18 protein-coding genes are annotated in these 24,168 nt (G+C 58.3%); 3 read left to right on the top strand and 15 right to left on the bottom strand.

The features are described 5' to 3' along the window. Window positions 1-137 precede the first annotated feature (137 nt). The 7 genes from ATY80_RS19515 to ATY80_RS29050 all read right to left on the bottom strand — a co-directional run bounded on the left by ATY80_RS19515 (window position 138) and on the right by ATY80_RS29050 (window position 13,356). Complete coding sequence (locus ATY80_RS19515) at window positions 138-3,080, bottom strand: SEL1-like repeat protein (protein WP_088693973.1); 2,943 nt, start codon at window positions 3,078-3,080, stop codon at window positions 138-140. After that, complete coding sequence (locus ATY80_RS19510) at window positions 3,077-4,243, bottom strand: alginate lyase family protein (protein WP_088693972.1); 1,167 nt, start codon at window positions 4,241-4,243, stop codon at window positions 3,077-3,079. The genes ATY80_RS19515 and ATY80_RS19510 overlap by 4 nt, the downstream gene beginning before the upstream one ends. Next, a complete protein-coding gene (locus tag ATY80_RS19505; RefSeq protein ID WP_088693971.1) occupies window positions 4,240-7,980 on the bottom strand; it encodes a NosD domain-containing protein in 3,741 nt (1,246 codons plus the stop codon). The genes ATY80_RS19510 and ATY80_RS19505 overlap by 4 nt, the downstream gene beginning before the upstream one ends. Window positions 7,981-8,060: 80 nt before the next feature. Then, entirely contained in the window at window positions 8,061-9,191 is a 1,131-nt protein-coding gene (locus tag ATY80_RS19500; protein WP_088693970.1) for an HlyD family efflux transporter periplasmic adaptor subunit, read from the bottom strand. Beyond that, complete coding sequence (locus ATY80_RS19495) at window positions 9,188-10,858, bottom strand: glycosyltransferase (protein ID WP_088693969.1); 1,671 nt, start codon at window positions 10,856-10,858, stop codon at window positions 9,188-9,190. Before ATY80_RS19495 ends, ATY80_RS19500 begins: the two co-directional genes overlap by 4 nt. Window positions 10,859-10,967: 109 nt before the next feature. Then, the gene (locus ATY80_RS19490; protein ID WP_088693968.1) at window positions 10,968-12,359 is read right to left on the bottom strand and encodes a nucleotide sugar dehydrogenase; all 1,392 of its coding nucleotides are present in this window, start codon (window positions 12,357-12,359) and stop codon (window positions 10,968-10,970) included. Window positions 12,360-13,203: 844 nt separating this feature from the next. Continuing rightward, complete coding sequence (locus tag ATY80_RS29050; RefSeq protein WP_189637215.1) at window positions 13,204-13,356, bottom strand: hypothetical protein; 153 nt, start codon at window positions 13,354-13,356, stop codon at window positions 13,204-13,206. A 33-nt stretch (window positions 13,357-13,389) separates the two neighbouring features. On the opposite strand from ATY80_RS29050, the gene ATY80_RS19485 reads away from it, so the two are divergent. Further along, on the top strand, window positions 13,390-14,400 hold the full coding sequence (locus ATY80_RS19485; RefSeq protein ID WP_088693967.1) for a sterol desaturase family protein: 1,011 nt from the start codon (window positions 13,390-13,392) through the stop codon (window positions 14,398-14,400). 302 nt (window positions 14,401-14,702) lie between these two features. Here the strand turns inward: ATY80_RS19485 and ATY80_RS19480 are convergent, their stop codons facing one another. After that, window positions 14,703-15,479, bottom strand: a complete 777-nt coding sequence (locus ATY80_RS19480; RefSeq protein WP_088693966.1) for a response regulator transcription factor — start codon at window positions 15,477-15,479, stop codon at window positions 14,703-14,705. A gap of 678 nt (window positions 15,480-16,157) precedes the next feature. On the opposite strand from ATY80_RS19480, the gene ATY80_RS19475 reads away from it, so the two are divergent. After that, a complete protein-coding gene (locus ATY80_RS19475) occupies window positions 16,158-16,970 on the top strand; it encodes a TIM barrel protein (protein WP_088693965.1) in 813 nt (270 codons plus the stop codon). Between the two features lie 14 nt (window positions 16,971-16,984). Here the strand turns inward: ATY80_RS19475 and cobM are convergent, their stop codons facing one another. Together cobM and cbiE are read right to left on the bottom strand one after the other, a co-directional pair. Then, entirely contained in the window at window positions 16,985-17,746 is a 762-nt protein-coding gene (cobM, locus tag ATY80_RS19470) for a precorrin-4 C(11)-methyltransferase (RefSeq protein WP_088693964.1), read from the bottom strand. Between the two features lie 10 nt (window positions 17,747-17,756). Then, the gene (gene cbiE, locus ATY80_RS19465) at window positions 17,757-18,989 is read right to left on the bottom strand and encodes a precorrin-6y C5,15-methyltransferase (decarboxylating) subunit CbiE (RefSeq protein ID WP_088693963.1); all 1,233 of its coding nucleotides are present in this window, start codon (window positions 18,987-18,989) and stop codon (window positions 17,757-17,759) included. Between cbiE and ATY80_RS19460 the strand changes: the two genes are divergently transcribed. Then, a complete protein-coding gene (locus ATY80_RS19460; RefSeq protein WP_088693962.1) occupies window positions 18,988-19,758 on the top strand; it encodes a cobalt-precorrin-6A reductase in 771 nt (256 codons plus the stop codon). The genes cbiE and ATY80_RS19460 overlap by 2 nt on opposite strands. Here ATY80_RS19460 and ATY80_RS19455 read toward each other — a convergent pair. From ATY80_RS19455 to cobF, 5 genes are all read right to left on the bottom strand, one after another. Continuing rightward, window positions 19,722-20,486, bottom strand: coding sequence for a precorrin-3B C(17)-methyltransferase (locus ATY80_RS19455; protein ID WP_088693961.1), 765 nt, complete (start codon window positions 20,484-20,486; stop codon window positions 19,722-19,724). The genes ATY80_RS19460 and ATY80_RS19455 overlap by 37 nt on opposite strands. After that, window positions 20,483-21,214, bottom strand: a complete 732-nt coding sequence (locus ATY80_RS19450; RefSeq protein ID WP_088693960.1) for a precorrin-2 C(20)-methyltransferase — start codon at window positions 21,212-21,214, stop codon at window positions 20,483-20,485. Before ATY80_RS19450 ends, ATY80_RS19455 begins: the two co-directional genes overlap by 4 nt. Next, on the bottom strand, window positions 21,211-21,843 hold the full coding sequence (locus ATY80_RS19445; protein ID WP_088693959.1) for a precorrin-8X methylmutase: 633 nt from the start codon (window positions 21,841-21,843) through the stop codon (window positions 21,211-21,213). Before ATY80_RS19445 ends, ATY80_RS19450 begins: the two co-directional genes overlap by 4 nt. A 2-nt stretch (window positions 21,844-21,845) precedes the next feature. Then, entirely contained in the window at window positions 21,846-23,207 is a 1,362-nt protein-coding gene (gene cobG, locus ATY80_RS19440; RefSeq protein WP_088693958.1) for a precorrin-3B synthase, read from the bottom strand. Between the two features lie 67 nt (window positions 23,208-23,274). Beyond that, window positions 23,275-24,042: a precorrin-6A synthase (deacetylating) gene (gene cobF / locus ATY80_RS19435; RefSeq protein WP_088693957.1), complete on the bottom strand. Its 768-nt coding sequence runs from the start codon at window positions 24,040-24,042 to the stop codon at window positions 23,275-23,277. Window positions 24,043-24,168 lie beyond the last annotated feature (126 nt).

The following is a 24,168-nucleotide window of genomic DNA, read 5'->3' as shown; positions in this document are numbered from 1 at the left end:
CACAATCGTTTCTGGCGGGCACGATGAGCGCCGTGCATGCGAGCACGCGTGAGGGGCTCGCCCGGCCTGCCTGCAGGTCCAAACCTCCCAACGTCAGGCGTGGTACTCGCCTGCGAAATGTGACGCTGCGTTGGCGCTCACTCTTCCACACCATCATCTTCGACCCCTTGCAGTGATACGGAAGACATATCCTCCGCACCCATTCTTTTAAGCCTCTTTGCAGCTTGGACATGCTGCAGAGCACGGGCGCTCTGCAGCCACTTGATCGCTTCGGCCTTGCTGGCGTCGGTATTGTCGGCTTCGAGTTCAAGGGCGAGATGGAACATTGCAGTCGTGCTGCCTGCATTCGCAGCTCGCAACTCCCATTCGCGTGCCTTCTTCGGATCCTTCTCGACACCGATGCCGTGCTTGTAGACCTCGGCCAGCCTGTACATGGCATCGGGAGCGTCCCAGCCCGTGCTTGCCGATGCCCGTTCCAGCCAAAGGATCCCTGCCTCGGGATCGCGCTGGGTTCCGAAGCCGGACAGAAGCGCGATCCCGGCTCCGATCATCGCCGATACATGACCTTCCATCGCTCCGCGCATATTCAGCCGGAAATTCTGCGACGCATCGACTTCAGGCCCGATCGCTGCACCATAAGTCTCCGCAAGGTCGTGCCAGGCAAATGCATAGCCATGCTCGGCTGCGGAGTGCAGCAATTGCACGGCCTTGTCTTCATCCGGTTTGACGCCACTGCCCCACATATAGGCGAGGCCAAGGTCGCGCGTTGCCATGCGGCTCCCCGCATCGGAGGAAATTTTCAGGTAAGTCGCCGCAACGGCGAGATTACGCTCGACACCGCGCCCCTCCCGATATGCGCGGGCCATGCGCATGTTGGCGGCCGGTTCATCGGGATGAAGTGCAATCACCGCGCGGTAGTAACCGATGGCCTTGTCGCCATCGCCGTCCACATACTTGCCGTCCATGTAAAGGTCGCCAAGTTTCAGGAGTGCATCGACGTCCCCTTTTTGGGATGCCTGTTCCAAGAGCTCGAGGCCGGCCGGGACATCTTTGGCATCCCCCTTGCCTTCGATGTAGACATTTGAAAGCGCAACGGCAGCGCCGGGGATCTTGGCGCCGGCGAGTTCGCGCAGCATCGAGGCTGCTTGAAGGTTCAGGCGAATATCCGATGGCATCAGCATAGCGCTTGCCAGGTGCACTTTCTCGCGCGGAACATCGCTCACCGTCCTTAGGGCCAGGCGCAACCATTCCGTCCCGACATTCGGATTTTGCGCGCGCTCGGACACATATTCGTAGAGCTCGACGGCGGCCTGGCTGTTGTTCTTGCGCGCGGCAATCGTCAATCGCGCGATCGCTTCGTCCAGCTTGCTATTTGCCTTGAGGAACCGCGCCATTTCAACCGGCGCTTCCCGGTTCCCGGCTGCGATCGCATCGGAAAAGGCCTCGTGGGCGTCGTGAAATGCTGTTTCTCCACCACGCGAGAGGTAAAGGTTGGCCAGGCTGACGAGCGCATCGGTGGCGCCAAGCGAGATCGCTTTCTTGTATAGCGTGACGGCCCGGTCGAAATCCTGGGCGACGATTTCGCCATCGGCATAGGCCTTGGCCTCTTTCAGCATGGCGCTCTCGCTGCCGGCGCGCGACGCGCGTTCGATATAGGGAAAGGCATTCTTGCGCATGCCGATATCGGCGGATGAGAGATAGACATCGGCCAGGCGATTGAGCACCTCGACCGACTCGGCCCCTGCAAGGGCTCGGCGATAAAGGTCAATGGCCTTCGTCTGGTCGATGTCTCCAAGGACGCCCTTGGCATACATGTCGCCAAGCAGCAACTGGCCGGTGACGCTTCCTTTCGCAGCCAGCTCGTTCAGCCTTTCGACTGCAAGCTGAACGTTTTCCCTGCTTCTGAGCGATGGGGCCTCAATGACCAGATGGGCAAATCTGGTGAGGGCGGAATTGGATCCGTTCTTGATCCCGAGCCGGAAAATGTTTGCAGCGCGGATCTGGTCGATGACGACATTTGCCCCGTCGCGATAGCTTTCGCCGATCCGGATCAGATCCTCATTGGCGACATCGCCGGCCATCGTCGCTTCGTAGAGTTGGTCCGACGAGCGCCGTCGCTGCTCGGCCGTTTCGTGCAATGCCTGGGAATAATAAAGGACCGCCGTCGCGTCCTTGGCGTCGATCAGCCTGGAAATCCAGATATCATAGACATGCGGCGGCACTTTCAACGGACCGGCGTCGACAAAGTCGCGCACCAACTCCTGCGCGGCCTCGATCGATCCGGCGTTGGCGGCCGCCTGGTATTGCTCGACAGCGGCGACAGGATCGAAGAGTGGCGTTTCAGGTTCGCCGAGCAGACGTGCGACCCAGACAACTGCCGTGATACGGCCGAGTTGCGCGGACTTTCGATACCAGGCCAGAGCCTCTTTCTGATCCTCGGGCTTGTCCGACAGCCTTCGATAATATCCGCCGAGATCGAAGGCAGCATCTGCATCGCCCTTTGCGACGCGTTGACGCAGCACCTTGATGCCGAAGTCCGTCATTGCCGCGGCCTCGGCCGGGGTGGCGGCCAACTTCGCCAGTTCGAATGCCGCAGCGCCATCACCAAGACGAAGGGCAAGATTGAGGTTGTCGCGCGCTTCCTGAACCCGGTTGGGAAACAACGCCAGCTTCTGACCGCGGATAAAGGCTGCTTCGGCACTGCCTGTCCTGATGACATCAGCCAACAGTGTCACGGCGCGATCGCCGTCAACGGGACCTCCCTCGCCCGCCAGCATCATTTTGGCGAGCAGCAACTTTGCTTCCGCCTGCCTCACACCGGGTAGGGTCACGGCGCTCTCAAGCGCCTGGCGCGCCTTCGCGAAGTTTGGGACCCTTAGCGAATTGTCGGCCGAAACTGCCACGCCGCCCCGCAGCTGCCTGGCGAGTTTCAAAAGTCCTTCACCATCGTTCTGCTGGATCAGCAAATCGACCTGCTCGGTCGGCGTCGGCATCAGTTCGGCGCGTCCCGCAACCGGCGGTGAAAAGGCCAGACAGGCGGTCGCAAGCAAAACCGAAAGCTGCTTCTGGCCTGTTGTCATCCCAACCTCCAGAAACATGTGGCGTTGCCGCCGGCGAATTCATCGATGAGAGGACGCTCGTTTGCTCCTTCTCTTTCGAGAAGGGCTGCGGCGCGCCGTTGCGTGAAGTTTGCTGGCGCATGAACGGCGAGCGCTTCGAGAAACGCCAGATAGTGCCGTCCGTTGCCCCGGTTTTCGAGGAAGCCGAAATCCGGCCGCGTGAAATCCCATTCTGGTCCGGGAATGTAGTTTTCGGCGGAGTAGGCTTTGACCAGAATCGGGTTGGTCATGCCATTCATCCAGTAGGAGAGGACCGTCCAGATCGACGTCTTCTTTCCATCGGTCGCCGTGGCGTCGAAGAGATCGTTTTGCCCGCCTGCTGCAATTTCGGCCATGACCGTCATGCTGGTCAGCGATTGGCGCATGTACCAGAGTGCGCGGGCGCCGCGACGGGTTTCGAGAGGCAGGCTGCCATCGACCCGTGCATCGTCCAAAATGACACGAAAGCGGTCGAGCCCCTTCTGGTAGAGCTCCTGGTCGCCTGTCAGGCTTCCCCAGGCCATCAGGACGCTGTCAGCGAGATAGCGGTGATTATTGTAGTCGACGCTTCCCTCGAAAATCTGATCAGTGCGTCGAACCAGCGGATCGATCCAGGCGATCAGCTTCTGCGTTTCCTCATCGCTGAGCCCGTCGCGGATGATCGAGAAGGCCACCACAGTCGGCAGCATCAAGCGCTTCAGGGCATAATAGGCATCATGAATTTTCTCGGTTTCAAAGAATGCGCCGGCGTCAGCCCATTTCAGAAGAAAGGTCTTGAGCATTTCCTCGGCGCCCTGGTCCCCAGCGAGCGCTCGCCCGGACAGGACCATGATCGCCCATGCGTACTCGTTGCCGGATCGGTCCGTGCCGTATCCCTCTGTGGTTGTTAGACCCTTGATGATATCGATGCTCAGCCACTTGGCGTCGGCGTCGACCGCAAGACAGGCCTTTCGCGCATCGGATGATGGATTGTGTGCGAGAAAGGCTTTGCGTGCCTGCACGTCAAACAGACCTTGATAACCGCCGTTCGACGTCTGCGTTGCTGACGCCTCTATCAAGTCCGGCAACATCGTTGCGCTGACAATGACAGCGGCAAGGGCGATCCGGCTACGTGCCTTGACGATGGAAGGAGCCGCATTCTTCAACTGTTGTCTCCTTTTCCATGGAAACTTTCGAACTGTACGGAGCCGCGAGCGTCCGTGCAGTTGCCGGAGCTTTTGCTGTCAAAGAAGAGGGCGTCGTTTTCTCCGAGGTATCCCGCCTGCCGGAAAGCACACTCGTAGTTGAGCGGCCGCTGCGGACGGCAAGTAGATGCGATCGACACGTTCTGGTCTTCGTTGAACCGCAGCACGTGTCCCTCGAACGGGCGTGTGTCACCGTCCAGCAGACGCCCTTCCTGGTTGCGGAATTCATTGTTTGCCAATGTGAGACCCGAGACACCGGCAGCTTTTATTCCCTTGCCATTCCCCGAGATCACATTACCCGACGCGGTAAAGGTCGTCAGCGGCACATAGGGGTCCATGACGAGGTCGCGCTTGTGCTCACCTTCTGCAAGCGACAGGTCGCTGATGTAGCCGCTGATCGCCTCAAGCTTGTTGCGGACGATAGAGTTGTCGTAGACGGCGATGTCCCAGCTATTGCGCATTCGCACACCGGAGCGACCATTTTCGATGAAGGCGTTGGCAACAGCGAGATTGCAGCTACTCTCGAAGAACGTCAGGCCATCCTGGTCGTTCTCGAAGGAAAGATTGCCGTAGACAAGATTGTCCACGCTGTCGCGGTCGAGCATCAGGCCGGAGCCTTTGTTGTGAAACACCACGTTGCCGACCTTCCAACTGGCATCGACGCTGCGAGAAATGATGATGCCGTGCTTCACCATCGTGTCATGCGCGGTGTTAAGCGCGATCAGGAGTCGTTTTGAGCGGTCGTGCGGATCGACGCCGTAAAGGACGTTGTTTGCGTATTCGTTGCCAATGAGCGAGATGTCATCGGCTTCGTAGGAATAAAAGCCGTACTCGAAGTTATGAAAATAGTTCTCGACGACAATGCCCGTCGGATTTGGCAATTGCTCTCGAGCCTTGGCGATTGTCTTCGGCCCGGCCGAAAAGGTCAGTCCGAATGACTTGGATGCTGCATATCCCAGGGAATCGAGAACCGATCCGCCGACATACATTTCCGAATGACTCCAGCCAACGATGAATGGCCGGAATACCCCGCGTGTGTCTTTGGTGGAATTGCGTGGCTTCTGCAGCACCTCATCCCATGATGTTACGGTCGTGTCCTGGATATAGAGCTTACCGGCAACCGCGACAAAGGCACCAGCGGTCGCCGACAAGCGATAGATGGATGCCTCCTGCCCCGACAGGATCAAGGCCGCCCCTTCGCCAACGAGCAGTGGCGCGCGAAGGGTGACGATATCGCCCTCGCGTACGACCATTGGCTGTCCTGCAACGCTGTCCAGCTGCATTGCCAGACTGCCAAGCGTATAGGTGCCGCTCTGGATGACGATTATCCGTGGATAGAGAAGCCCTTGCGCACGGGCGGCATGAGAAAGGCCTGTAAATCCGCCGGCAAGATCCTCCATGAACTTGCTTTCATAAGGACTAAGATTTCCCAGTGTGATTGATATTCGACCAGGGGTCGGCAGCGGTAGCATCGAGCGCGTCGTCGCCGCCGTCTTGCCTATGTCGGGATATCCATATTGACCGGGCGGAGCGCTCAGCAAGGCTGTCGTACGAAGCGACATGAGGCCATCACTGAAGAGGGCCTGTGAAGGGCTCTGCAGACCTTCGTTTTCCACCTTCGATGACACCTTGTTCAGCCGGTCTTTATAGTCTGAGGGCTCACCCTTGCCCGTCCCGAAGCCCAGGCGGTCGAGATGGCGCAACTGCGCCTGTGCAATTGCTCGAAACGTGCGCACACGCAGCATCGGATCGCGAATATCTCGGGTGGCGAGAATGGCCGTCTTGACATAGTCAGGATCGCTGGCGGCGGCGATCAACACCTCGGCTTTCGATCGCTCGTCACCGCGGGCAGGCTGACTGTCGAAATAGGCGATGGCGCTTTTGGTGTCACCGGACAGCGCAGCCCGGCTTGCGATGCGACCTGCTGCTTTCGCTTTCAACTTCTCGTCGGAAATCTTCGTCACAAGCTTCTTGGCAAGCTCGATCTGGTTGGACTTCGACAGATAGTCGATGATGTCAAAGAACAAGCCATCACGTTGGTCTGGCGTGTCAACGGCCCCGGCAAAGGCGATCGCCTGGTCAACGACATCAGCTGCCTTTCGTTCTCCATTCTTACCAGATATTTCCTTGGCAAGCCGAAGAAGGGCCTCGACGCGATATTCCGGTTGCTCGATGGAGCTTGCCAGACCCATTGCATCGTCGATCTTGCCATTGCGCGCCAAGACACGGACGATCTCCGACTGTACGCGGCCTTTGTCTTCGTCGTTTGTTATCTCGCCGGCGATCCTCGTTGCGGCATCGAGGTCGCCCTGGCGCGCCTTGGCGCGGCCGATCCCCGAGAGCGCCTGCTCATGGTCTTTGCGGGCAGCGATCCGCGGAAGGAGTGCTTCAGCCTTCTTCAAATCGTCGCTGTCTGCCAACGCCTTGGCAAGGTTGCCAAGGGCATTCGACGCCCCCTTCACGTCCCTCAGCTGACTTGCGAAGGCTTGGGCGTCATCGAAGCGCTTGAGGCCCGTTGCTCCGTTGATCGCGGCAATCAGCGCTGCCTCCCTGGCGTCGCCGTCGAGCGTTTCGACAATCTTCGCGCCAAGGTCATATTGCTGCGACGCCATCTTCGCCAGGCCACGATCGCCGAGTTCGGCGGCGAGGGTAAAGTCGATTTCAGCAAGCGCCGGCCCGGGTTCCATCGCGTCGGTCATTGCGGTCGCGTCGATCAGGCGGTCAGCATCGACACGGTTCTTGACGATGCGCACGATGAGATCTTCCTGATCGCTTCGATCGGCAAGGCTTGTGGCAAAAACCGGAAACAGGTTCACTGCATTTGTCTTGAGCGCTTCGCTCAAGACGTTGTTGAGTGCATCCGCGCGGTGTTCGGAAGACTCCGGATCGACGGCGAGCGCCAGAAGCAAGGCTTCCTCGATCCCGCCAGCTTTGAGTTCGGCTTTTATCGCAGCCGAGATGTCGTCGAACTTGGCGTCCTTGATGTCCTTCTTGCCGAGTTTCTTGTCCCCAAGCAGCCTGAGGGCGATATCATAGCGGGCAAATCCACGCATGCGTGCCGGCCACATGCTGCCGACGGCCTTGTTTACGATGTTCGACGTCAGCTTCGGTTCGACGTAGGCGCCGACCTGTGCGATGTTATTGAGCGCGGCATTCTTCTCTTGAGCCGAGGCAATCTTTGTGCCGGTATCGAGTGCCCTTTCCAAGAGGATCAAAGCGGCGTCATGGTCCTTTGCGATTTGTCGTGCATAGTCCGCTAGCGCCGATACCTTAAGTACTGGCGCCGATACGGCATCGATAAGGTCATCGATTCTCAGCCTCGCCGTCACCCGAGCGTCTGGATCGGCGCCCTTGTCTGCGAGGCTCGAGAGCATGGCACTGAGCGTTCCTGTTGTGAGGACGTCGGCAGTAATGCCGTCTGCCTCAAGATCAGCAATGATCGCTTTGGCTGCCTCATCTCCTCCTTTCGCGCTTACAGAAAGGGCAGCGAATTGGTCGCGGGTGCGGTCATAGGCCTTGATCCGCTCGGCAGGTGTCCTGGCCTTGTCGACATCCAGAACGGATTGCCGGATTTTCTCGACGATCTGAACGCTATCCGATGCCTGAGCCAATGCACAATACGTCCCGACTGTGCCGAAGAGCGCGGCCACGGTCAAAACCGACACCGTCAGTCCGGCGAAGTATTGTTTTGTGCTCATTCGAGTTCACTCCCTAACCTGCCTCGCCCTTGGCGGATTGTCGATCGTTCCGATGCCATTTCACCGACAGGAACTCTCCCTCATCCGTTTGTTTCGCCAACCTGATGGCTCGCTGTGCCGGTTATGCCAATGACATTCTTCAGCATTTTGAAAAGGCTTGCGTTCGCCCGCGGCGACTGCACAAATCGCACTGATACAGGCGTCCCCACGATCGAGGAGAGATCGGCTTCACCCACGTCGATGTTGATCGGGATCTTGTTTCCAGACGTCAGATCGGTGCTTGTAAGCTTCGGCAACTGCCGGATGGTTGCAGTCGAGAGTTTACCGCCATGCGGCAACTCGACCAGAACACGCGCGCCCATATAGAGGCGTAGCGCTTGGGAATAATCGACCATTGCCACGATGTGTGGCTTGGCATTCTGCATGCTGAGAGAAAGAAGTCGTTGTCCAGCTCGGACCTGGCTGTCCAATCCTACCTGAACGTCCTGAATGACGCAGTCACAGCGGGCCAGCACGGTAACGCTGCGGTTATTGGCGGTCGGCAGGATCGTCGCCACCGGATCACCCGCCTTCACGGCCCCTTGTGTCACGATATTTGTCACGACACCGTCCGACGGCGCGATCATGGCCGCCGAATCAATGGTCACAAGCGATTGATCGGCGCGGAAGGTCCAGAGCTTTTGATAAATCGCGCCCCACAGGAAAAACACTACTCCAAGGCCGAGTGCCACCGGCAACGCGATGCGCAACGACTGCTTGGCAGCTGCTTTGTACCTCCGACCGGCGGACTGATCCTGCGGACTGGGTTCCTTCTTGCGAGTGCGGGGGTCCATGGACCGGCTCGACAGGTCGAGGATATCGTCGAGCGCGACCACTTCGCCAGACAGATGAGCATCGCGCACATAGCGTAAAAAACGCAGCTGTTCCTCTGTCAGGGACATGTACTGAAAGCCGGTGCGTCCCTTCGTAGGTTCACAATAGCGAACCTGGGCGTCGACCCTTAACGTGAAGACAAAGCCATCGAAAGGGAATTCAAGATCGATCGGGAACGTTTTGAATTCGGGCAGGACTGTCTTTCCGGTAGCGACGCCTATGCCACCGACCGACCAGTCGAGGCAGTTGTATCGGTACCCGTCAATGACGCATTTCAACGGGAGTTTGTAGCGCGCGTGCTGGCGTTGTACATCCGCTTCGAATTTGACGACGTTCATATCCAGTCCCTCAATTTCTCGGGGTCCAGCCCGTAGGCCATTGCAAGTATGGATGCGTTTGGAATTTCCAATTGCCCCAGAACGAGAGCGACAATCGTTATGAAAAGCGTGATGGCGAGAACATGAACAAGTGCGGAAGAAACTTCGCGTGCGCGGCCGTCGAAACGTGTCCTGCCGTCCTCAAGTGTGGTCTTCTGGCGCGTCCACCTTTGCTTGTTCAGGTGGAAGAAAATATAGGTTTTGATGATCGATCCGTAGATCTGATTGAAATAGATGAAGAAGGGATAGAAGGCCGAAACGCGGCGGCGCGAGTTGAACAGCATTAGCGTCAACAGGTAACGCGTGGCGAGCACCCAAAGAAGGTAGATCAGAAAGGCAAAGGGTGTCTCGAACAGGCCGACGAGAAGCACCATTGCCAGCCCAGCCAGCGAGGTCCACATCGAGACGCGTTGATCGAAGATCGTCCACCATGTAAAGAAGCCGACCTTCGACGGGCCTAATGCAAGCGCCCGTGAATTCGTGCGCAGCATATTGCCGAACCAGCGCACCATCAGTTGAGTCGCAGCCAGTAAGAAGAGTTTGGACGGAGGCTCCTCGACGGTGGCAACGACGACGTCGGGAATATAGAGCATTCTGTAGCCGTTGCGTAGCAACCAGAACCAGCTCGACTTGTCGTCCCCGGTCAGGAAATTCAGGCGGCCGAACCGCCAGTGATCGACGTAATCGGATTCGACCTGCCTGACAAAATCGGGATTGCAGATGATCGACGCCCTAAACATCGACATGCGCCCGGTCAATGTCAGTACCTTTTGCGACAACCCGTTCGACGACATGAGAATGTGGCGCTGGGCAAAGCGCAGGCTGTACCAGATGTGGAACCTTGCCTTACCGTGGACGCGTGAGACCTCATCCGTTGTAAGCGCGCCAACATTGTCGTCCGTCCGAAAAAAGCCCACGCATTTGCTGACAAGATCAGGCGGAACGATCGAGTCGCCATCGATGACGGCCACCACGTCGTCGGCCTTGGGCTCCTGTCGCGAAATGGCGCGGAACGCGTAAGCCAAGGCATCACGCTTGCCGGTGCCGGCTATGCGGGTGATGATGAGGCGAATATCAGTGTCTTCGCCGCAGATCAGCTTGTAGAGCAACTGGATGAGGCGCTGATCTCCCATCTCTACAATTGAAGCCACCACGGTCGCACCACCTGGCGCGCACTTTGCTGCTTCGAATGCAGCGCGGTAAACGGCGGCCGTCGTATCGCTGTCGATGCGGAAACTGGTGACAAGGAAAAAGACGTGCTGATCGCCGAGCATTGTGGCGCTCTTGCGCATTGCATCCTCGGCCTTGGCGCGCATCTTCGGAAAGACAATCGAGCGGTAGACGTTGGAGCGCACAAAATGCGTGAGGCCCCAACCGTAGCGCCAGACCGCCAGGAGACCGAAGCCGAAGAGGGCGCCGGAATGAGCACTGACAAGACTGTCGAGGGGCGTGATGCAGGCGATGCTCAAGAGCAGAGCAATGTAAGCGAGATGTGCTTCGAGACCTTCGCTCCAGGCGACGAAACCCGAAGCGGCGGCGGCACCTCGTGCGCCGGACGGTGACGCCAGCAGACGATCGACTGGTGTGGCAATCGGTCCATAGCCATCGGCATATTGCGTTTCTGCCATAGGTTTCTGCCTCGATGTTCCTGCAAACCATGCGACGAGAAGTGCTCGGACTCCCATTTTGCGTCTGCTTGAACAGGAGCGCCGGCCGCACCGGGCGACCAGCGTCGCGTCACCAGCACAGGCCGTGGTAGATGACGTTCTTGTTCTCGGGCTTGTCGATACGTGCCAGATCGATGACTGTCACCGGCTTGCCGGCGGTCTCGATTGCATCGTTGAGACCGGGGTACTTGTTGCCGACCACAATGACCTCGGATCGCGCGATGACATCCTTTATGGTTTCGTGGAGCAGCGGCGCGATGTGCTTGAGGAAGTTGCGGCCCTGGTTCGCATCCCTGGCAACGTTCGGATCGTAGATCGACACGTCCTTGCCTTTGCCAAGAAAGCCTTCGACGAGTTCGAGCAGCGGGCTTTCCCTGAGGTCGTCCGTATCGGCCTTGAAGGTCACGCCGATGAAGCCGATTGCCTCGTGCGATGCGCCTTCGACGAGCGAACGGGCGTGATCGATTTGCATGATATTGGCGAGCCTTGCTGCGTCCAACACCGGTGTTGGCACGTTCATCGAACGGCCGAGCGCGGTCAAAGCCCTGAGATCCTTGGGCAGGCAAGAGCCGCCATAGGCGAAACCCGGCGTCATATAGGCCCGCGATATGTTCAGACGCGTATCCGAGCAAAGCACGTCCATGACGACATGGCTGTCAATGCTCTTGGCCTTGCAGATATTGCCGATCTCATTCGAAAAGCTGATCTTTACGGCATGCCAGCAGTTGTTCGCATATTTGACGATTTCGGCACTGCGCATTGGAATGACATGCGGTGTGACCCCGCTATGGCCGACAAGAACCTTGAGGACCTCAATGGAGCGCATGTCGTCTCCATACTGGCCAAAGACGATGGCGCCAGGCTTGTCGTGATCGGCGATTGCCGTGCTTTCACGCAGGAATTCGGGGTAGTAGGCAATGCCGAAATCACGTCCGGCAATCTTCCCCGAGGCTTTTTCCAAAGTTGGAATGACAAGCTCTTCCATTGTCCCAGGAAGGATGGTCGAGCGCATCACAACGATATGGAACTCGGCTTTATGTCGCAGGGCCTTGCCGATGTCTTCGCAGACCTGACGAACATGATTGGTATTCAACGTGCCGTCCGGCAGGCTTGGCGTTCCGACACAGCAAAACGAGATGTCGGTATCGGTGATGGCATCGGCGGCGGAGTGCGTTGCGCTCAACAGGTCGCTTGCGTGGGCGCTCTGCAGCAATTCATTCAATCCCGGCTCGACGATCGGAGCTTCGCCTCCGGCAAGACGCTCGACTTTGAACCGGTCGGGATCAACAGCGATGACGGCAAAGCCATCCCTGCTGAGGCATGCGCAGGAAACGCAACCGACGTAACCGGCGCCAAACACGCTTACTCGATATCGACGAGTGTCGGTGTTCGGATAGTAATTGTCTGGAACAGCAGCTTTTTGTTTGCCGGCAAGGTGGACTGAATTCAGTTCAATTTCCATGTGGAACCTCGTCTGCGCACAGTTAGGTCCCCGACAAATTCTTTCGTCGGGACACATGCTTACAGTCTAAGGAAACCCCCACAGACGCAGTTTGTTAACCGTCTTTGATGCCGCGGTAAAACGATGCTAGGCGCAAATAACGCTATATGCAATAGACAAAAATTAGCTAACACTAATATAAATCTTGGGATCATATGTTATCGTGCAAAATAGGCAAGTTAAATCAACCGATTACGATGGCATGTCGATAGAAATTATATTAGGGTGCTCAAGGCAAAGTCTATGATTTTGACGAACTAAACATCAGCTATTTTGCAGTTGAAACGGTAGATATGAAATTATCGTGAGCTGAGACCTTTTAAGATCATTGCCATGCCCACAGATACTATTCAGACAAAGTATTACGTCTGGCCGTGCTTCTGGTGCCAAGAGCTTGCCATAGAGCGCCGAGTATCAAGACACCCGATGCGGTTAGCCGACTTTAGGCCGCCGCTGCGGCCAGCATCCCTACGCCCTCCTCCGTTGGGCAAGTCAATTGGGTTCGAAGAACACTGAGACGCGACGAACGCTGATTGCCGATTGTGAGCGAACCAGCGCACTCCTATCGGGACCTCGAAGTTGTCGCCATAGGAAATGTCCATTGGGTGTATCGCCACGTTAAGCAGAGGTGGCTCGGTTTGTCTGAACAGTTTCGGGCCTTACGCCAAGTGGATTTGCGCCTCGAATCTCCCGTGACGTCCTGGCGTCAGCTCGTTGAAATAAGCCTGATGTGCCGTCATTTTGTTCGCAGTTGCATGCAACCGGTCGCCGTCTGGGGCCTATCGGCAGGCTTGTCTCGTGACAATCACGAGAAATCGATATTGCAAAGCCGCTGTCGGCCGCCAAGGGCGTCCTCCCACTCTTCGTTCTGCAACGGCCTTGCCGCTGCTTCAGGTGTGCGGCCTTGTGGCACATCGCCTTCGGGGCTTGCCTTGCGGATCCAAGTGCGCTGTATCATCAGCGGTGTCGGGACAGGCAAAGGGCGTGTGTTATGAACGAGGGCAAGTCGGCGCTTTACATGGCGACATCGTGGGCGCTATGGCCAACGATCCTCGCGGTGGGGTTGATCGGGGCGGGCTTTGCTTTTCACAGAGGCGCGCCACTGTTGTGGTTCAACATTGTCTATCTGTCGATCGTCGCCGTGATCGCGGGCTTCGAGCGGTTGATGCCCTATGAACACGAATGGCTGACGCATGATGGCGAAACTTTCAACGATATCGCCCATACGCTCCTGACCAAGGGCGGTGTACAACTTGCCGCGGCCGTAGGAGCGTCTGCCCCAATGGCGGTCGCGACCGTCGTTCAACCTTTTGTTGCATCGCCAATGACAACGTGGCCGGATCACTGGCCTCTTGTCGTCCAAGTCGGACTGGGTTTGATCATCGCCGAGTTTGGTCTCTATCTCGCGCATCGCGCCGCCCACGAGATCATCTCGCTGTGGCGGTTTCATGCCCTGCACCATAGTGTCGAGCGGCTTTGGGTCGTCAACACCGGTCGCTTTCATGTGGTCGATTCGCTCTTCAAGATCGCGCTTAGTCAGGTCCCTCTCTATCTTCTCGGCGCTCCCCTGGCTGTCTTTCTCTGGATCAGCGCCGTGACCGCCTTCATCGGTCTTCTCACCCACTGCAACATAGATGTCAGGACCGGCCCGCTCGATTTGATCTTCAGCACACCCCGCTTGCATCGGTGGCATCATTCAAAGATCCTTGCCGAAGGGAACACCAACTATGGCGAGAATCTCGTGTTATGGGACCAATTATTTGGCACCTATTTCAATCCCGCACGTCGGCCGCCAGCTGAGATCGGCATCAGCGGACGAATTGCCGAGGGCTTCTTGGCTCAGCTCGTGCAGCCCTTTTCGGCCAAAGGGTTCAGGCAGATCCTTGGTCGCAAGCCCGCTTCTGTCAGCCAGCCGACGATTGGCGCCAATCTCTACATGGACCATGCGCCGCGAACTGAACGCGAACTTGACGAAGACCGGTCTCTCACGCGAAGCAGTTAAGAAACGCCGCCCTGAGAACAGCCGATGGCCCTGATGATGACCCGACCGAATGGCCTCGCCCGTCGGACTGCGCTCGTACACTTGCGATCGCCGCCGGAAGCCTACCGCTCCTATTGCAGGTCGGGACTATTGGCGGATACGGCTGGTTCTGGAAGTCGTTTCTGCTCTCAAGCAGTACCGGGGCATTCGCCTCTGGCCGTGCGTCTCCTCGCGCAGGAGCACAAATGTTGCAACTCCAATTGTGAGCCGCGTCTGATGCCGCGGCTCACAATTGATCGGCCAAGCTGTCTCTCAGCCTGCCTTTACTGAAGCATTTCATTCAGCTTGTAAGCAACTTCCGTCCGGTTCGTTGCTTTCAGCTTCTTCATGATGTTCCGGATATGGACCTTGACCGTGCTTTCGCGCAGATTGAGTTCATAGGCGATGATTTTGTTCGCCTTTCCCTTGCGAAGCGCCTGTACGACCTCGGCTTGTCTCAGCGTAAAGATGCGCGTGAGCTCCTTCGGTCGTTGTTGCTGCTGGCTGCTCTCGACCGTTGCTGCTGCCCCCGGGGAAAAGCTGTTGCCCGCGAGAATAAAGGTGCCGCCTGCAACTGCCAAGGCAATCGCCTCGACGCATACCTCGATTCCGACGGATGTCGGAATGAAACCACGAGCACCGTATTGGAGCATCTTCAGCGTTTGGCCGAGATCGTCGCCATCGGCAAGAATAACGACGGGAGCCGGTGCCAGCTCCGAGGTGATCGTCGCGATCTCTTCTGACAGGGCGGCTTCATCTGCCTTGCGGCCGGCGATGTTGAGAAGGACCGCGCCAACAGGCCGGCAAGTATCCCTCTTTCGCTGCCATTCTGCGATCGAGCCGACGGCGTGAGCCGTCATGCCAAGACCATTTGCTTTCAAAGTCGTTGCAAGGCATTCCCGTTCGAGCGTTCTGGCATCGACAATCAGCACGCAGCGATCGTCGTCGTGCACGCCGTTAGAATGCTCGAAGTCCGTTTTTGTCCCCGACGCCCCCATCTCACGCCGAAGCGTGCCCAGTGGTATTCGTCCGCTTTCAAATTCCGAAGGTACGTAATTCATACTAGCCTCATACCTCTATGGTTCTGGAGAATAGTCGTGCGTAATGAGCGCAATACCTTGCGACGTCTCTAGAACGATTTGATGATCCCCTTTAGTATGCCTCCAAAGTAGAAGTACTGCATACGTCCAATCAAAAATCTGCTGATCGGATGGTTTCTACTTTATTAAGAAACTACATACATGATTGCTAATAAGCAATACAAAAATATTTCAGAAAGTTAATACGGAACCTTATACTATATAAAAACATGCTTCGTTTTTGCTGTCCTCGGAATGTATTTTCTCTTCACTGGAAGTATATCGGTGTGCAGTTGGTAAAAGTGATCGTAGGTGGAATAAAATTCCTTACAGATGTTATTAAAATTTCGCTTTCTTGGTGAAACCGCGCCCATGGGATGCATTTCAATTTAGTCAAATGTTGTAAGTTGCGCTACTTTCGGCGTTGCCATTCTGGGCACCGTTACTGTCGCCACGGTTGCCATTAAGTTCACCAATGGTCTTTGTGACGCGCGTTCCGTTTCAGCGTAATGAGGTTATTCCATCATAAAGCGATGATTTTCTCTCAAGGATGAAGGTTGGCCTCTATGCAAAGGGGGTGGATCGCATCAGGCGGTTGGGTAAAGAAACGAAGGCAAGAGCACCCTTTCGGGATGTTCAAAGCTTAGGAGGATACCTGAAATGCCGTCGCTTCGTTTTGCCCTCAACCATATGGCGGCGCCGGCGCTGCCGATTGAAGACTTCTTTGCGTTGGCCGCCTCGCTTGGCATCGACGCAGTGGAGATACGCAACGATCTCACGAGCAATGCGATCCTTGATGGAACCGCGCCGGAGGCGGTCGCGCGGGCCGCCCGGCAACACGGGTTGACGATTCTCTCGATCAACGCGCTGCAGCGCTTCAATGAATGGAACGCCGCCCGTGCCGAGGAGGCGCAGGCGTTGATTGGCTATGCGAAAGCGTGTGGCGCCAGGGCGCTCGTCCTTGTTCCCAAGAACGACGGCACCGGCCGAGCCGATGGCGAGCGCCAGGAGAAGCTGCACCAGTCTTTGGCTTTACTAAAGCCAATGCTCGACGCCGCCGGGATCATAGGGCTTGTCGAGCCATTGGGCTTCGAGATTTGCTCGCTACGCTCAAAGGTGGAAGCCGTCGAAGCAATCGAGGCCGTCGCGGGCCGATCGACATTCAAGCTGGTCCATGACACTTTCCATCATCATCTTGCCGGCGAACCCCAACTCTTCCCTGACCTGACCGGACTGGTCCACATTTCGGGTGTCGCAGATTCCGCCGTTTCCGTTGTGGATATGCGCGATCCCCACCGCGTGCTGGTTGCAACGGACGATCGTCTGGACAATGTCGGGCAGATGCGTGCCCTTATGGAGGCGGGTTATGCCGGACCGTTCTCCTTTGAACCGTTCGCAGCCGAGGTGCACGAGCTCAAAGATCCGGCAAGCGCGCTGCGTGCGAGCATGGACTACCTTTCGGTGCAGGTCTGAGCCCATCGTTGCCCCTATTGTCGGCCACGAAAACGTCGCTGGTAGGCCGCATCATAGAGCGAACTATCACGAAAATCGCTGGCCGAAAGCGATGGGCCGACGAAGATGATTGCCGTTCTTTCGATGGGCTCTGCGATCAGCTTTGCCTCGATGTCGCCAAGCGTCCCCCGAATGATCTGTTCATCCGGCCAGGACGCCTTCGCGACGATCGCAACGGGGCAGTCGGCACCATAGAGCGGTGTCAGTTCCGCAACGACCTGTTCCAGCGCATGAATGGCGAGGTGAATGGCCAATGTTGAGCCCGTCGCGCCAAATTTCGCCATTGTTTCCTCGTTCGGCATCGGCGATGCACGACCCGAAACGCGTGTGAGAACAAGGCTTTGCGCAACGGCCGGAATGGTCAGTTCCCTGCCAAGGGTCGCCGCCGCTGCTGCAAAAGCAGGCACGCCCGGCGTCATCGTATAGTGGATGTTATGCTTTTTGAGTCGGCGAATTTGCTCGGCAACGGCGCTCCAGACGGAAAGGTCGCCCGAATGCAATCGCGCAACGTCGTCACCGGCTGCGGCGGCGCGCAGATACTCGGCCTCGATCTCGTGCAGCGACATTGGTGCCGTATCGACAATGCGCGCGCCGGGAGGGCAGTATTGCAAGAGTTCCGGGGACACGATCGAGCCCGCATACAGACACACGGGGCACCTGGCGATGAGATCGCGGCCACGCACCGTAATCAGATCGGCCGCACCCGGCCCCGCGCCGATGAAATGAACTGTCGTCATCTGCTTTGTCTCACTTCTTTATGTAGCACCACTGCGTAACGGTCATGGCCGGACGCCAGCCATTCATACCGCCAAGTGGGGCTGCGCGTGTGATGTCAATGCGTGTCAACGTGCCGCCATGCTGCCGATACAGAAAAAGCAACATCGCCTCCATCTCAAGCGTGACGGCGTTGGCAACGATGCGCCCTCCCCTCTTCAGGGCCTGAAGCGCTTCATCAAGCACCCCTGCGTCGCTGCCGCCACCGCCGACAAAGATCGCGTCGGGCTCGGGCAGGTTCGCAAGCGTTTCTGGGGCCTGGCCCTCAACGATTGCAAGTCCGGGGACGCCAAAGGCAAGCGCATTTCTTGCAATGCGCGCGGCCCGCTCGCTCGATTGCTCAATGGCGATTGCCCGCAGAGATGCGTCGGCCAACATCCACTCGATGCCGATCGAGCCGGAGCCCGCACCGATGTCCCAGAGCAGTTCGCCATGGCGCGGGGCCAATGCGGCAAGCGTCACCGCACGGACCTCCTGCTTGGTGATCTGGCCATCATGTTCGAAAAGGGCGTCATCAAGCCCCGGCGTGAAGGCAATCGTTCGCGCCCCCTTTCCTGCCACGACCTCGATCCCGCAGACATTCAGCGGGTCTATCTGTACAAGGTCAAAGCGATCGGCCAAGGCATGACGCTTTCGTTCGCGCTCCCCGCCAAGCGCCTCAAGGACGTGCAAACGGGATTGGCCGAAGCCGGCAATGCAGAGGAGCTCCGCGAGCTGGCCCGGTGCCTCGCCGTCCGACGTCAATGCGATGATGCGCCGGCCATGATGCAGGTGCGGCCGGATCAGGTCCAACGGGCGGCCGTGCAGCGACATGCTGATCGCCTCTTGCAGCGGCCAGCAAAGACGCGAGGCGGCCAGGCTGAACGAGGATGGGGCAGGGATGACATGCATTTCGGTCGCGTCAATACGCCGGGACAGTGTTGCGCCGACGCCGTAGAGAAACGGATCGCCTGAGGCCAGGACGACGACCGGAGAGCCCCGGTGCGCGACGACCGCTTCGACCGACTTCTCGAAAGGGCTTTCCCAGGCGAGCCTCTTGGCCGTGGTCATCATTGCGGCCAGCTCATGATGTCGCCGACCGCCGAAGACGACAGTCGCGGCTGCAATCAGCCGTTTCGCCTCGTCACCCAACCCGTCTGGACCGTCTTCCCCGATGCCGATAATAGTCAGCCAGCGTTGGCTGGGTGCATAGGGCGTATCAGACATGGGCAAAATCCGCATTCTCATGCTGGGTGGCACTGGCGAAGCGCGCGCCCTTGCTAAAGCGCTTGCTGACAACGAGCGGTACGACGTCTTGCACTCGCTCGCCGGGCGAACGCAAATACCGTCCGATCAGCCGGTTCCTGTTCGCATCGGCGGTTTTGGCGGTGCCGAGGGACTGGCTGCGTTTCTGCGTGATGGTCGCTTCGACCTTATGATCGACGCAACGCATCCTTTTGCATCTCGCATTTCCAGAAATGCTTGCGACGCCTCGGCGGCGGTCGGCATTCCCACATTCGCGCTGCGCCGGCCGGAATGGCTCGCCGAACCAGGCGATCGGTGGACGCATGTTACGACCGTCACGGAAGCGATCGAGAAGCTCGGCCCCTCCCCTCGCCGGGTATTCCTGGCGATTGGTCGTCAGGAAGCGCATCGCGCTGAAGTCGCTCCTCATCACTTCTATCTCGTGCGCAGCATCGATCCTGTCGAGCCGCCGCTTGATCTCCCCGAGGTTCACATGGTCCTCGATCGCGGCCCTTACGATGTCGAAAGCGAAGCCTTGCTGCTTCGCGCCCATCGTATCGAGGCCCTGGTGACCAAGAACAGCGGTGGCTCGGCGACTTATGCGAAGATCCAAGCGGCACGCCGGCTGGGTATCGAGGTGATCATGGTCGCTCGGGCGCCCGCCGCTGCCATGCAGACGGTCACAACGATCGAAGCGATGCTGGCGGCGATCGCTCACCTGTTTCCCCCTGCGATGAACCGGGGCGTGTAGACGAGATCCGGCTTGCCGTCTCGCGCGATCACTCTTGTCTCGGGCGAGCCGATGATGACGCAGGTTGCCATATCCGCATTCGCCGCGTCGGCTTTTCCGAGCGGTTGGATCGTGATGCATTCGTCCGGGCGTCCTGCCGCCCTGCCGAAAATTATGGGCGTTGTCGCAGGCAGGTCCGAGCGCAGCAATTCGAAGGCTTTACCCAATTGCCATGGGCGCGCCTTGCTGATCGGGTTGTAGAGCGCGATGACGAAGCCCGCGCGTGCAGCCATGGACAGTCTATTTTCTATGATATTCCAAGGCTTTAGGTTGTCAGAAAGAGAAATGGCGCAGAAGTCGTGGCCAAGTGGCGCGCCAATGCGGGCGGCGACTGCAAGCATGGCCGTAATCCCCGGCAGCACCGCCAAATCAACTTCGCGCCATTCTTCTGGACCGCTGTCAATGGCCTCGCAAACGGCTGCTGCCATTGCAAAGACGCCGGGATCACCACCCGAAACGACGCATACGGTCGCACCGGTTGCTGCCGCACGCAGAGCAGCCGATGCTCGATCCAGTTCCTCTCGGTTGTCGGAAGCCTGTCGCCGCTGATCAGATCTGAGGTTCAGCCGATCGAGATAGGGTCCGTACCCATAAAACTCTGTTGCCAAGGAGACAGCGGCAGCAGCCTCCGGTGTCATCTGTTCCGGTTTGCCCGGTCCCGTCCCGATCACGAAGAGCTTCCCGCTCATCGAGCAGCCTCCCAACCAGGCACGAGCACCAGCGAAAAGTATGGTGCCTCACCATCGGGGCGATCGGAAAGTTTTGTCGTCACCGCATTGGCCATTGTGCCGCGCTCCACGTAGACGGCCTCGGCGAGGCGCCCGGATGCCTCCAGCGCGCGGCGGATCTTCGGAAGATTGCGTCCCACCTTCATGATCACTGCCGCTTGGGTGTCCGATAGTCTGCGTTGCAGCTCAGCCTCGGTCATCGTACCCGGCAGTACGGAGAGCACGTCATCTCCCTGGACGATTGGAATACCGGCGAGCGACCAACATCCTGACATGGCGCTGATTCCGGGGATGACCTCGGTCGGATAGCGGTTCGCCAGCCGGATATGCAGATGCATGTAGGAGCCGTAAAACAGCGGGTCGCCCTCGCTCAGCACAGCGACGCTGCGACCGTTGTCCAACTCTGCGGCCACTGCAGCGGCCGATTGATCGTAAAAGGCGGTAATCTGGCTCCGGTAGGCCTCGTCTGTTTTTTCAATCTCGGTTGTCACCGGATAATAAAGTGGCAACAGGGTCTTTTCTGCGTTCAACAGATGCTCGACGATCGCCTTGCCGTTTCCGCCCCTGCCCTGCTTGGCAAAGTAGGCAATGACATGTGCTGTCTCGATCGCCTTGACGGCCTTGACCGTCAGAAGTTCGGGGTCGCCGGGACCCGTGCCAACGCCAATAAGACGGCCTGGATTCTTCATAGGCCTGGCCTCGCAAGAGCGTTGAGGGCGGCTGCCGTCATGGCGCTGCCGCCGAGGCGGCCGCGCACGATAGCAAACGGCACGCCGTAGGGGTTTTCCGCCAACGCATCTTTCGATTCCGCGGCTCCGACGAAGCCAACGGGCATGCCGATGATCGCTGCCGGTTTCGCAGCGCCGTCCCGTAGCAGTTCAAGCAGGTGGAAGAGGGCTGTCGGAGCATTGCCGATGGCAACGACGCTGCCTGCGATCCGCTCCAGCCAAAGGTGGAGCGCTGCTGCCGAGCGGGTGTTGCCACTCTGCTTTGCAAGCTCGGCCGTGCGCGGATCGTGCAATGTGCAGAGCACATCGTTGTGCGCCGGCAAACGCGTGCGCGTGACACCGTGTGCCACCATCTCCGCGTCGCAAAAGATCGGCGCACCATCGCTTAAGGCTGCGCGCGCAGCGCTGACGAAGCCGGGCGAAAACACGAAATGCTCTGCCGCTTCAACGAGCCCGCATGCGTGGATCATACGCACGGCAATATCGGCCTCTTCAACGGAAAACCGCGAAAGGTCGGCTTCGCTGCGGATGATCGCAAAGGATCGCTCGTATATAGCATCCCCGCTGTGAATATAGTCGTAGTCAGGCATTCCTATTCCTGTCGCATCGCCTTTATGACGTCGTCTTTGCCGAACCGTCTAAGGCAGGCAGCAGTCGATTCGCCAGCTTGTCTCTCGTTCTTGATGAAGCGAGCGAGTTTCTCTATAGCGGAATTGATGCCGCCGCCAGCAAACTGTGCATCGGGAGTGTCCGACGCTACCCCATCCAGTATGAGATTGTAGCCCTCGTCAGTACCGACAATGGAAAGGGTGCGTCTCGAATGGGCGCAGCCCTTGGCGCAGCCTGACAGGTGAACAACCATCGATCCGTCCAGCAACTCGCCAGCAATGGCGACCAACCTCTCGGCGCGAGCCTTGGTCTGAAATTGACCTGAAGCGCAGGCACCGGCGCCGGCACAGGCAGCGATATGCGCCGCCGCATCATCGATGTCGGCGGACAGGCCGTATCCGGCTGCTATGTCCGTAAGGCTCGCGGCTGATTGAGAATGGAGCCCCGCCAGAAAGAAAATACGCCTGGGGCTTGGCCTGACTTGCGTTGCGCCGAGCGCTTCGGTTGCAGCCAAAAATGCGATAAGCTCGGCGGCCTTTAGCTGCCCGAATCGAGGCCTTAGGCCAAGAATCGCGGAACCGTTGGCCAGGGCGAGGGTGCCGACCAAGGGGCCTTTGCGCTCGGGCGCTGTTGCAAGCACCTCCTCCGTCGACGGGAAAACAGCCAGCAGACGTCTGCGTTCGATATCGCGGCAGCGCTTGTGTTGGCCAAGCGAAACAAGCAGATGAAGCAGATCTCCTATTGCGTGAACCGCCGCATCTGCGCTTCCCGTCAGCAAGGGCAAGGCCGTTTGTTCATCGCCGTCAACAGCGACCCGCCAGACGCCACGGGAGACCGCGGTCACACGAATGTCGCCGGTGACATGAGCAAGGCCATAGCCGTCGCCGCCATCGATCAGAATTGACAACTTCGGGGCCAGCAGGGGTGAGAGAAGCTCCGCGGCGAACTTTTCGCGCAGCCGCGCTTCAATCTCAAGAGGATTTCCGATCTCGTCAGGTGTGATGCCATGCAGCGGTGAAAGTTCGATCATAGGGCCGGCGGGAACCGAGATGCCGGCAGCGTCGAGATCTGCCGCAAACGGTCGGACGGTCTCTCCCCGGAGGCCGCGGATCTGCAGGCTGCCGCGCGCCGTGATCTCGAGGATTCCATTTCCGTGTCTTTGCGCGGCTTCAGCCAGCTGGATGAATTGCCGGATGGAAAAAATACCACCAGTGGGCCGCAGCCGTGCCAAAAGACCGTCGCCCGTTCGCATGGGTTGAACGAGCGTTGGACAGGCGCCACGACGCATAAAGGCTGAGGGTGCCTCCTCCCTTGCGCTGCGCCCCGTCTGCTCACCAAATGCCATCGTTACCGCTTCCCTTTGATCACGTCATTACAGGATCGGCGCGATCAGCGCAAAACCATGATCCAAGTCAAAGATCGTCGAAATCATGCCCTTTGCGCAGGAGATAGATGTCCATGATCCAGCCGTGACGTGCCCGTGCTTCAGCCCGGAGCCTGACAATCTCGTCTGCAACGTCAGCCAGCCGTCCGGCGCGCGTGATCTCGTCCGGGGTTCCGAGGTAAGCACCCCAAAAGATCTCCGCGTCAGGGTCATGGATCTTCGAAAAAGCGGTCTCGCCATCAAGCATCACGATCGTGCTTGTCGCCTGATTGCCTTTCGCGAGGAGGCGTCGACCGGTCGTGATTTCAAGTGGCTTCCCAACAAGATTGACGGGAATACGGTGGCTTGCGGCAAGTGCTTGAACGCTCGTAATGCCCGGAATGACACTGAACTCGAAGGCAAGTCCGCTAGCTTGTCGGGCGCGCTCGAGAACGCGGATGGTGCTGTCATAGAGGCTGGGATCGCCCCAGACGAGGAAAGCGGCCGCACCGGTATCCGGCAGATCTGCAATGAGATTGGCGTATGTCCCGGCAATGGCGGCATGCCATTCATCCACGCTCTCCAGATAGGTCCGGCCAGCGGCGGCGCGCTTCGGTACGGCAAACTCGATGAGCTTGGTGTTGTTGTTTGCAAGGTAGCGGCTGCAGATTTCTCGGCGGGCAGCTGCAAGTCCGTCTTTCTCGGCTCCTTTGGTCGGAATGAAGATGGCATCCACGGCGTTCATTGCGTTGATCGCCTGGACAGTCAGATGCTCGGGATTGCCCGTCCCGATGCCGATGATGTGGATATGACGCACGTCTTTTCCTCTGATGTTCTGATCGTTTCTGGCGCAGCCAGCCGATCTCTGCAAGGGCCAGGGCGAGATGTTGGCCGCGGCCAACTTTGCCAGCGCGAGAATGGCTGTTGTTGTCGCGATTCGCGA

The organism is Rhizobium sp. R711 (assembly GCF_002211365.1).
Lineage (GTDB): Bacteria > Pseudomonadota > Alphaproteobacteria > Rhizobiales > Rhizobiaceae > Rhizobium.
Note: the sequence above shows the minus strand (reverse complement) of the source record. Positions and strands in the feature narration are given on the sequence as shown.

Coding starts and splice junctions, on each gene's coding strand:
- ATY80_RS19460 (WP_088693962.1), top strand. CDS start 18,988: ATGGGCAAAATCCGCATTCTCATGCTGGGTGGCACTGGCGAAGCGCGC.
- cobG (WP_088693958.1), bottom strand. CDS start 23,207: ATGGCATTTGGTGAGCAGACGGGGCGCAGCGCAAGGGAGGAGGCACCC.
- cobM (WP_088693964.1), bottom strand. CDS start 17,746: ATGACGACAGTTCATTTCATCGGCGCGGGGCCGGGTGCGGCCGATCTG.
- ATY80_RS19505 (WP_088693971.1), bottom strand. CDS start 7,980: ATGAGCACAAAACAATACTTCGCCGGACTGACGGTGTCGGTTTTGACC.
- ATY80_RS19515 (WP_088693973.1), bottom strand. CDS start 3,080: ATGACAACAGGCCAGAAGCAGCTTTCGGTTTTGCTTGCGACCGCCTGT.
- ATY80_RS19495 (WP_088693969.1), bottom strand. CDS start 10,858: ATGGCAGAAACGCAATATGCCGATGGCTATGGACCGATTGCCACACCA.
- ATY80_RS19490 (WP_088693968.1), bottom strand. CDS start 12,359: ATGGAAATTGAACTGAATTCAGTCCACCTTGCCGGCAAACAAAAAGCT.
- ATY80_RS19485 (WP_088693967.1), top strand. CDS start 13,390: ATGAACGAGGGCAAGTCGGCGCTTTACATGGCGACATCGTGGGCGCTA.
- cbiE (WP_088693963.1), bottom strand. CDS start 18,989: ATGTCTGATACGCCCTATGCACCCAGCCAACGCTGGCTGACTATTATC.
- ATY80_RS19475 (WP_088693965.1), top strand. CDS start 16,158: ATGCCGTCGCTTCGTTTTGCCCTCAACCATATGGCGGCGCCGGCGCTG.
- ATY80_RS19445 (WP_088693959.1), bottom strand. CDS start 21,843: ATGCCTGACTACGACTATATTCACAGCGGGGATGCTATATACGAGCGA.
- ATY80_RS19480 (WP_088693966.1), bottom strand. CDS start 15,479: ATGAATTACGTACCTTCGGAATTTGAAAGCGGACGAATACCACTGGGC.
- ATY80_RS19500 (WP_088693970.1), bottom strand. CDS start 9,191: ATGAACGTCGTCAAATTCGAAGCGGATGTACAACGCCAGCACGCGCGC.
- ATY80_RS19455 (WP_088693961.1), bottom strand. CDS start 20,486: ATGAGCGGGAAGCTCTTCGTGATCGGGACGGGACCGGGCAAACCGGAA.
- ATY80_RS19450 (WP_088693960.1), bottom strand. CDS start 21,214: ATGAAGAATCCAGGCCGTCTTATTGGCGTTGGCACGGGTCCCGGCGAC.
- ATY80_RS29050 (WP_189637215.1), bottom strand. CDS start 13,356: ATGATACAGCGCACTTGGATCCGCAAGGCAAGCCCCGAAGGCGATGTG.